This is a genomic window from Streptomyces sp. AC512_CC834, assembly GCF_019049325.1.
Lineage (GTDB): Bacteria > Actinomycetota > Actinomycetes > Streptomycetales > Streptomycetaceae > Streptomyces.
Map to the genome: position 1 here is coordinate 98,079 of NZ_JAGMUO010000055.1, position 8,363 is coordinate 106,441.

At 72.2% G+C, this 8,363-nt stretch carries 7 protein-coding genes; 2 read left to right on the plus strand and 5 right to left on the minus strand.

Annotation, left to right across the window (positions count from 1 at the left end; translation table 11 throughout):
* Positions 1-2 precede the first annotated feature (2 nt).
* Positions 3-3,350 carry a tetratricopeptide repeat protein gene (locus tag KUM40_RS20670; RefSeq protein WP_217167499.1) on the plus strand — a complete coding sequence of 1,116 codons (3,348 nt, stop codon included), beginning with the start codon at positions 3-5 and terminating at the stop codon, positions 3,348-3,350.
* A 240-nt stretch (positions 3,351-3,590) separates the two neighbouring features.
* A complete protein-coding gene (locus KUM40_RS20675; protein ID WP_217167500.1) occupies positions 3,591-4,058 on the plus strand; it encodes a hypothetical protein in 468 nt (155 codons plus the stop codon).
* Between the two features lie 34 nt (positions 4,059-4,092).
* On the opposite strand, the gene KUM40_RS20680 is transcribed toward KUM40_RS20675, so the two are convergent.
* The 5 genes from KUM40_RS20680 to KUM40_RS20700 all read right to left on the minus strand — a co-directional run bounded on the left by KUM40_RS20680 (position 4,093) and on the right by KUM40_RS20700 (position 8,059).
* Positions 4,093-4,470 (minus strand): hypothetical protein, encoded by a 378-nt coding sequence (locus KUM40_RS20680; RefSeq protein WP_217167501.1) that lies wholly within the window; start codon positions 4,468-4,470, stop codon positions 4,093-4,095.
* 102 nt (positions 4,471-4,572) lie between these two features.
* Positions 4,573-4,974 (minus strand): peptide-methionine (R)-S-oxide reductase MsrB, encoded by a 402-nt coding sequence (msrB, locus tag KUM40_RS20685; protein WP_217167502.1) that lies wholly within the window; start codon positions 4,972-4,974, stop codon positions 4,573-4,575.
* A gap of 13 nt (positions 4,975-4,987) precedes the next feature.
* Positions 4,988-6,391 carry a UDP-N-acetylmuramate--L-alanine ligase gene (murC, locus tag KUM40_RS20690; protein WP_217167503.1) on the minus strand — a complete coding sequence of 468 codons (1,404 nt, stop codon included), beginning with the start codon at positions 6,389-6,391 and terminating at the stop codon, positions 4,988-4,990.
* 120 nt (positions 6,392-6,511) lie between these two features.
* Positions 6,512-6,985, minus strand: coding sequence for an indole-3-glycerol phosphate synthase (locus tag KUM40_RS20695; RefSeq protein ID WP_217167504.1), 474 nt, complete (start codon positions 6,983-6,985; stop codon positions 6,512-6,514).
* Between the two features lie 216 nt (positions 6,986-7,201).
* On the minus strand, positions 7,202-8,059 hold the full coding sequence (locus tag KUM40_RS20700) for a pyrimidine reductase family protein (RefSeq protein WP_374227402.1): 858 nt from the start codon (positions 8,057-8,059) through the stop codon (positions 7,202-7,204).
* Positions 8,060-8,363 lie beyond the last annotated feature (304 nt).

The following is an 8,363-nucleotide window of genomic DNA, read 5'->3' on the forward strand; positions in this document are numbered from 1 at the left end:
CGGTGGACCTTCTCGTACTGGGACCTCTTGAGCTCTGGCACGACCAGCGGCAGCACGAACTCGGATCGCTGAAGGAACGCTGTGTGCTGGCCGTGCTGCTGCACGCACGGGGTGAACCGGTCACGGTGGACACGCTGGTGGACCGGGTCTGGGACGGTGAGCCGCCCCCGTCGGCGGTGGACACGCTGCACAGCTACCTCTCCCGGCTGCGCGGCCGGCTGCGCCGCGCTGTCGGCGACGGCATGGCACGGGTGGCCCGGCCGTCCTCCCGGCTGTACCAACTGCGCGCCGACCCCGACGACATCGACCTGCTGCGTTTCGGCCGGCTGCGCTCGGAGGCGGTGGCCGCGGCCGCCCGGGACGAGCGTGAACTGGCCGTCGGGCTGCTGCGCACCGCCGAGGCCCTGTGGCGCGGCGAACCGCTGGCCGAGTTCGCCGACAACTCCTGGGCGCAGTCGACACGGATGCGCCTGGCCGAGGACCACCGCCGGGTGCGTGAGGAACGGATCGGTCTGGAGATGGAGTTGGGCCGCCACGCGGACCTGGTCGGCGAGCTCCAGGAATTCGCCTCGCAGAACCCGTTCGCGCAGCGCGTGATCGGCTCCCTGATGCTGGTGCTCTACCGCTCGGGCCGCCACGACGAGGCGCTCGCCGTCTTCCGGGACACCCGGACACGGCTGCACCGCAGTCAGGGCATCGAGCCGACCGCGGAGCTCCAGCAGCTTCATCTGCGTATGCTCGAACAGGACCACGACCTCCTGCGGACCGAGACCGAGACCGCGCCCACCGCTCGCCTCGCGCCGCCCGCCTCATCACCCACCCCGGCCACTCCCACCAGCACTCCGGCCACTCCCGAAGCGCTTCCCACCCCCGCCGCACCGGTGGAGCCCCGCAACTGCCTGCCGCGCGACACCCCGGACTTCGTCGGACGGTCGGGCGAGCTGCGGATCCTCCTCGCCGAAGCCACGACCGCCGCAGCAGCGGCCGGCAACGGTTCCGGTACCGCGCTGCCGGTCACCGTGATCCACGGCATGCCCGGCATCGGCAAGACAGCCCTCGCCGTGCACGCGGCGCACCAGTTGGCCCCGGCCTATCCGGACGCCCAGTTCTACGTCGACCTTCGCGGGTACAGCGGTCAGCAGCCGCTGGAGTCGGCCGACGCCCTGGCCGCCCTGCTGCACACCACCGGGTGGCACGGTGAGCTGCCGGCCACCCTGGACGAACGCGCCACCCGGTGGCGGGAGTGGACCGCACGGCGTCGTGTGCTCGTGGTCCTGGACAACGTACGGGACGCCGCCCAGATCGCCCCGCTGCTCCCCGGCTCCCCGGCCTGCCGCGTCCTGGTGACGACCCGGAGCCGGCTGGCCGGGCTGGACGGCGCCTCGCCGCTGTTCCTTGACACGTTGTCGGGGCAGGAGGCGGCGTCCCTGTTCACCCGGATCGTCGGCGCCTCCCGAGTGGCCGCCGAGCCGGAGAACCTGCGGCAGATCGCGGACGCGTGTGCGTGCCACCCCCTGGCCCTTCAGGTCCTGGCGAGCCGATTCCGCCACCGGGAAGCGTGGGACCTGCAGCATCTGCTCGACCGGCTGACGCACGCGAGCCGTCCGCTCCAGGAGTTCGACGCGCTGATCGGCGCCGTCTTCCGGTTCTCGTACGCGGAACTGGGCGCCCCCGCACAGGCGTTGTTCCGCCTGCTGGCCCTGCATCCCGGCCCGGACCTCACCCTGTCCGGGGTCGCCGCGCTGGTCGGCCCGGCCTTCGTCGAGGAGCCCGCGCCGCTGGAACGGTGCCTGGAACGGTGCGTCGAGGAACTGCTCGACTCCAGTCTCCTGGAGGAGCCGGTGCGCGGGCGCTACCGCCTGCACGACCTCACGCGTTCGTACGCCGTCCAGGTCGGCCTGGACACGGACGCCGACCGGGTCCGGCGGGCCGCGACCGGCCGGATCGCCGCCCACTATCTGACCACGGCGCACCGGGCCGACCGGCTGACCCACCCGCACCGCCGCGCGTTTCCCCTGCCCTTGACCCGGGAGGCCGCGTCGCTGCCCGAGCCCGTCCTCTCCGACGCCGACGAGGCCTCGGTGTGGCTGACCGTGGAACGCGCCAACCTCACGGCGGTCGCGCGCATGGCCGCCGCGGAGGACCCGGAGTACGCGGCGCTCTTTCCGCACGTCCTGGCGAGGAGCCTCAAGTTGTGGGGTGCGTGGGGCGTCGCCTCCGAACTCTTCGAGGCGGCACTGCCCGTACTGCGCGCGTCCGGCAACCGCTCCCTGCTGGCCCGGACCCTGACGGACCGGGCGGATCTCCTGGCACAGCGCAATCACGGCGAGGCCCTGGACTGTGCGACCGAGGCACTCTCGATCCACGGGGAACTGCACGACGCGCACGGCCGCGCCGACGCGCTGTTCCAGTCGGGCCGGGCCCGACTCGCCGCGGGCCACGGCGACGCCGCGCTGCCGGTCCTGGAACAGGCGCGCACGCTCTACCACGCCGTCGGCGACCCCTCCGGGGAGGCCGACTGCCTCAACGTGCAGGGGGCGGCCCTGTCCTACGCGGGGCAGTACGACGAGGCACTCGACAAAGTGCGGCGAATGGGCGCGATCTACGAGGACCTGCACGATCTCCACGGGCTGGCCCAGGCCCTGAACAACCGGGGTGAGCTGCACTTCCTCCAGGGGCGCTACGCCGAAGCCCGCGAATGCTACGAGCATTCACTGGTCCTGATGCGACGGTGCGGCGGCCGGGTCGATTTGGCGATTTTGTCAACGAACCTGGGGGCCGTGCACCAAGCGGTGGGCCGCACGGAGGAGGCGCTCACCCACTTCGAGCGGGCGCTCGCCGCCCACCGCGCCAGCGGCGACAGCCTGGGAGAGGCCGACGCGTTGATCCTCGCGGGGACCGCCTACGCCGAGTCGGGGCGCCGCGGCGAGGCCCTGCTGCACTTCACGATGGCGGAACGCGTCGCCGTCGACATCGACAACCCGTACGAGAGGCTTCGCGCCCTGATCGGCGCCGCGGACGTCCAGCGCGAGTCCGGGCGGCTCGATCTCGCGGCGAAGGGCTACGAGCGGGCCCTGGAGGTGGCGGAGCGGATCCACTACGTCCTGGGCTCCGCGCAGGCGCTGGCCGGACTGGCCCGGGCGGCGGCACTGTCCCACCGCCCCGCGGGCCTCGCCGACGGATACGGCGAACAGGCCGCCACCCGCTATCGCTCCCTCGGCGCGGAGACGGAGGCGGCGAAACTGCTCGGGTTCCTGGCGAGGCACCGGACGCCGACCGGCGGCTCCGCCGTCAGCCGGCCAGACCACTCTCGACGACCCACATCCAGCGGGTCACCACCGGCGTCATGACTGCGAGGGCGGCGAGGGCGGTGAGGACGAAAAAAGGCTTGCGCTTCACTGTGTTCGTACTCCTCGTACTGGTGTGCTTGACGCGCCGACGCACACGATCACGTCGACGAGCCCACAACGTAGCGGGCAACGGTACGCCCGTGCGACGGAACCAAGGAATCTGATCACATAGTCCTTCCAGGTCATCGCTGGACGGCCTGAACAGCGGGCAGAACCCCAGGAAGCGAATGGAGGAACCCCGTGGAAGCGGAACTCATGGCGCTGATCGGGACCGGGGCGACCACGGTGGTGGGTCTCATGGTCACTGACGCGTGGGAGCAGGTGAGGCACCGCGTGGTGGGCCTCTTCGCCTCCGACAGCGACGCCGACGCCGACAGTGACGCCGACGGCGTGGCCGGGGAGCTGGAGGAGTCCCGCACCGCCCTGGTCGCGGCCGGCGGGACCGCCGACGAGGAGGGCCTCAGGTCCGACCTGACGGCCTCGGTGCGGCTCCGGCTCCGCCGCCTGCTCGAACAGGATCCCGGCGCGTCCGAGGAACTGCGGCGTCTCGTTGACGAGTTCGCCCCCACCGCCCGGTCCGAGCCACCAGGCTCCGTGCACAACAGCGTCACCGGTGGCAGACAGCACGGCCCGGTGGTCCAGGGGCACACCTTCACGAACCTGACATTCCGCACCGCCGGAGGCACGGCACAGGATCAGGCCGACTGAGAGGGATCACCGATCTCGACGACACCCGCGACCGTCACTCGATCCACCGGGCTGCCGCCTCGTAGGTGGTGGCCGGGGTGCTGTTGAACGCGATGGCCGCATCGGGCGCGTGCCGCCGAACCAGGTTGATCACTTGCTCGAGGAGTTCAACCTGATCGTCCGAGTGCCGCAGGCCACCGCCCACGGTGACGCACTTCCACTGATGGGCTCGCAGCGCATCCCTGACGACCGCCTCCACGTCGTCACTTCCGTCAAGGCCGATCAGGCAGGTCTCGACGCCGACGCCATGTGCGGCGAACTCGGCCAGTCCCGCCTCGATCGCCGTGGCTGCCGGCTCGGGGTCCCACGGCCCGGGCACCCGATACGGATCAAGCCCGATGACGAGGACGCGAGGTGCGGCGGCGGAGTCCATGTGCGGACGGTACGCGTCGAACGACCCGCGCATCGGGAAGCGGTGCTCAAGCCCCGTGGACACACCGATCCACGGGGCTTGACGGCATCACACCCCTTGGCCTCAAGCAGGTGTCAGCCTGAGAGAGATGCTGTTGATGCAGTACCGCTGGTCGGTCGGGGTCGCGTACCCCTCACCCTCGAACACGTGCCCGAGGTGCGACCCGCACCGGGCGCAGCGCACCTCCGTGCGGGCCATGCCGTGGGAGCGGTCCTCGATCAGCTCGACCGCGTCGGTGTCCTTCGGGTCGAAGAAGGACGGCCAGCCGCAGTGCGACTCGAACTTGGTCGTGGAGGTGAACAGCTCCGCGTCGCAGGCACGGCAGGAGTAGACACCCTCGGTCTTGGTGTCGGTGTACTCACCGGTGAAGGCCGGTTCCGTACCGGCCTGGCGCAGCACGGCGTACTCGGCCGGGGCCAGCTCCTCCCGCCACTGCTCGTCCGGCTTCTCGACGTCGTACGACATGAGTCTCAGCCCCTTACCTGTCCGCGTCCGTGCTCGAAAGCTGGTCAAGGATGCGCGGTCCGAGGTCGGTGACGTCGCCCGCGCCCATGGTGAGAACGAGATCACCGGCCTTCGCCATTCCCGCGACCGCCCCCGGGGCCCCGTCCTTGTCGTGGACCGGCGTGACGTCGGCGCCCGCGGCCCGGGCCGCCTCGATGATCAGCTCGCTGGTGATGCCCGGGATCGGGTCCTCGCGGGCCGGGTAGATGTCGAGGACGACCGACGCGTCCGCCAGTGCCAGGGCCTGGCCCATCTCCTTGCCCAGTTCCTGGGTGCGGGAGAAGAGGTGCGGCTGGAAGAGGACCAGGATGCGGGCGTCGCCGACCGCGGCGCGCATGGCCTCCAGGTCCGCCGTCATCTCGGTGGGGTGGTGCGCGTAGGAGTCGACGACCTGGACACCGGCCGCCTCGCCCTTGAGCTGGAGGCGCCGCTTGACGCCCGTGTAGGCGGCCAGCGCGGGGGCCAGCTCGGCGGCGGGGATGCCGAGGGCGGCGCCCGCGGCGAGGGCCGCGACCGCGTTGTGGGCGTAGTGACGGCCGGGGACGGAGACCGCGAAGGTCAGCTCCGCACCGTCCAGCACGACGGTGACCTCGCTCTTCAGGCCCTGCGGGACGACCGACAGGATGCGCACGTCGGCGTCCTCGGACTCCCCGTACGTCACCGTCCGCACCTTGCCGGCCAGCCGCCGCGTCAGCTCCCGGGCGCCGTCCTGGTCGGCGGCGATCACCAGGGTGCCGCCGGGGACGATCTTGTCGGCGAAGGTCTCGAAGGACGCGTAGATCTCGTCCATCGACGCGTAGTTGGCGTGGTGGTCGAGCTCGACGTTGAGGACGATGGCGACCTCGGGGGCGTACTTGTGGAAGCTGCGGTCGCTTTCGTCGGCCTCGGCGACGAAGACCTCCCCGTCGCCGTGCAGGGCGTTGGAGCCGGGCGCGTCCAGGTCGCCGCCGATCGCGTACGACGGGTTCAGGCCCAGTTCGGACAGGGAGACCGCCAGCATCGAGGTGGTGGTGGTCTTGCCGTGGGTGCCGGCGACGGCGATCGGGCGCAGGCCGTTCATCAGGGCGGCGAGGGCGTCGGAGCGGTGCACCACCAAAACGCCCAGCTCGGCGGCGCGGGCCAGCTCCGGGTTGTCCTCGCGGATCGCCGACGACACGACCACGCAGCTCGCGTCGTCGGCGAGGTGCTCCGCCGCGTGGCCGATGTGCACGGTGACGCCCAGCGCGCGCAGCGCCCCGGCGGTCGCGGACTCCCGGGCGTCGCTGCCGGCCACCTCGGCACCGCGCTGGGCGAGGATCTTGGCGATACCCGACATTCCGGCGCCGCCGATGCCGATGAAGTGCGGTCGTTCCATGGCGGTAGGAAGGCCGGGTGCCATGCGCTGTTCTCCCCAGAGGTGCGACGGGTGGTGCGAGAGGTGGTGCGAAAGGTGGTGTGCCGGTGGGCGCGCCCCCTGCGCGGGAGCGCGGCCCTGGTCTGCCGGCGGGCCGGCCCCAGCCTATGCCTTGCTGTGGGAGAACAGTTTCAGGACCGGTACGCCGACCTTGTGCCGGGCGCGTGAGGCCCAGTCCCGGTGGAAGAACTCCTCCACGTAGTGCGGATCGGTCAGAACGATCACCTCGTCGGCCCCGGTCTGCATGGCCAGGTCCTTCAGCTCGTCCAGCGGGTGGTCCTCGATCAGTCTGCCCTCGGCCCGGGCGCCGGACGCCCGCAGGGCGGCGAGGGAGACCTCCAGGGCCCGCTCTCCGACACCCTGCGCCTCCTGCCCCTCCGGGGTCTCCCCTTCCCGTACGGCGTCGTCGAGCTCGCCGAGCGCGACGTCGTCGATGGCCCGCAGCAGCCGGTCGGCCTGATCGCCGCGCGGCTGGAGCAGCACGTGGAAGGCGACCTGCTCGTCCCCGTGCAAGGTGGTGACGAACTCCACGTCGGCGGACGTCAGGGCCTTCTCGATCATCAAAACGCTTGTGAACACCAGGCGCCCCTTCTCCTTCGAGGGCCCGTGGACCCACCCTCCGTAGGCCGTACCGGACCCTGCGGAAACCATCCTGCCCCGTGATCGCACGGGTACTGCCGGATTCAGTGTGCCCGGTGCGGACTAAACGGAACGGAAGATTCCGCCGATTCCCGGATGTGCGGTAACGACCGAACCCCTGTCCGGTCGCCGCCGCCCGCCCCGGCCGGGGTCGTTTCAGTCGCGCCGGTACCGGCTGAAGAGGAAACCTTCCTCCTCCAACAGGGACGCCAGCGCGAAACGCCGCGGGACCTCGATCGAGGGTCCGCCCGCGATCCGCTGCGCGTCCCCCGCGGTGAGCGTCGGGGAGACGGTCAGGCACAGCTCGTCGAGGACGCCGGCCGTGACGAACTGCCCGAGCAGTCGCGGACCGCCCTCGGTCAGCAGCCGGGTGTGACCGAGCCCGGCGAGCGCCCGGAGGGCACGGGCGGGGTCCACGCCGACGCCGTCACCGGCGACGACCACCCGCGCGCCGGCCTTCTCGGCGGCCGCGATCCGGTCGGGGGCCGCGGCGGCTCCGGTCAGGATCAGGGTCGGCACGAGCGGGGAGGTGAACAGCGGCAGGGAGAAGTCCAGCTCGAGGCTCGCGCTGACCACCGCGATCACCGGCACGGGGCCCTGTCCGGCCGCGCGCCGCGCGTCCGCGAAGTCCGCCCGCGCGCGTGCCGGACGGTACCCCTCCTGCCGTACGGTCTCGGCGCCGGCGACCACGACGTCCGCCAGTGCGCGCAGTGTGCCGAAGACACGCATGTCGGTCGCGCTGGAGATGGGCTGGGAGCGGCCGTCGTGCTGGGCGGCGCCGTCGAGGGTGGAGACCATGTTGGCCCGCAGCCACGTCCGGCGCCGCCCGTCCGGCTCGGGATAGGCGTAGGCGGCGGCCAGCTCGGCCAGACTCCACTCCCGATCGGTCCCGTCGTGACCCGAACCGGCTGTCTGATCGGTCACAGGGGTCAAGGAGGGCACGGGGGTCCCGGGTGCCACGGGGGCCACGGGGCTCACGGGGGTCACGGGGGGCACGGGGAACAGGCGTCGCATGCGGTGCAGTGTTCCACGCACCCGACACGCGACACCCGAACCGCGCGACCCCACGGCCCTGGCCCCGCGGCCCCCGGTCGCGCGGCCCGCGGGCCATCGCACCTCTCCCGCGCGCCGCGGCCCCGTCCCACGGCCCCGTCTCACCGCCCCCTCGCCCTCGCCGCTCTACCGCGCGCGCCTTGCCCTCGCGCCGCGCCCCGCCTCACCGCTCCCCTTGTCGCCCCTCTCCCTCGGCCGTCGCCCCCTCTCCCGCACGCCTCGCCCTCGCACCACGCCCCTCGCCCCGCCTCACCGCCCCCACTCC

Excerpts from the sequence above, each read along its gene's own strand:
- murC (WP_217167503.1), bottom strand. The coding sequence starts at position 6,391 with ATGGCACCCGGCCTTCCTACCGCCATGGAACGACCGCACTTCATCGGC.
- KUM40_RS20700 (WP_374227402.1), bottom strand. The coding sequence starts at position 8,059 with ATGCGACGCCTGTTCCCCGTGCCCCCCGTGACCCCCGTGAGCCCCGTG.
- msrB (WP_217167502.1), bottom strand. The coding sequence starts at position 4,974 with ATGTCGTACGACGTCGAGAAGCCGGACGAGCAGTGGCGGGAGGAGCTG.
- KUM40_RS20680 (WP_217167501.1), bottom strand. The coding sequence starts at position 4,470 with ATGGACTCCGCCGCCGCACCTCGCGTCCTCGTCATCGGGCTTGATCCG.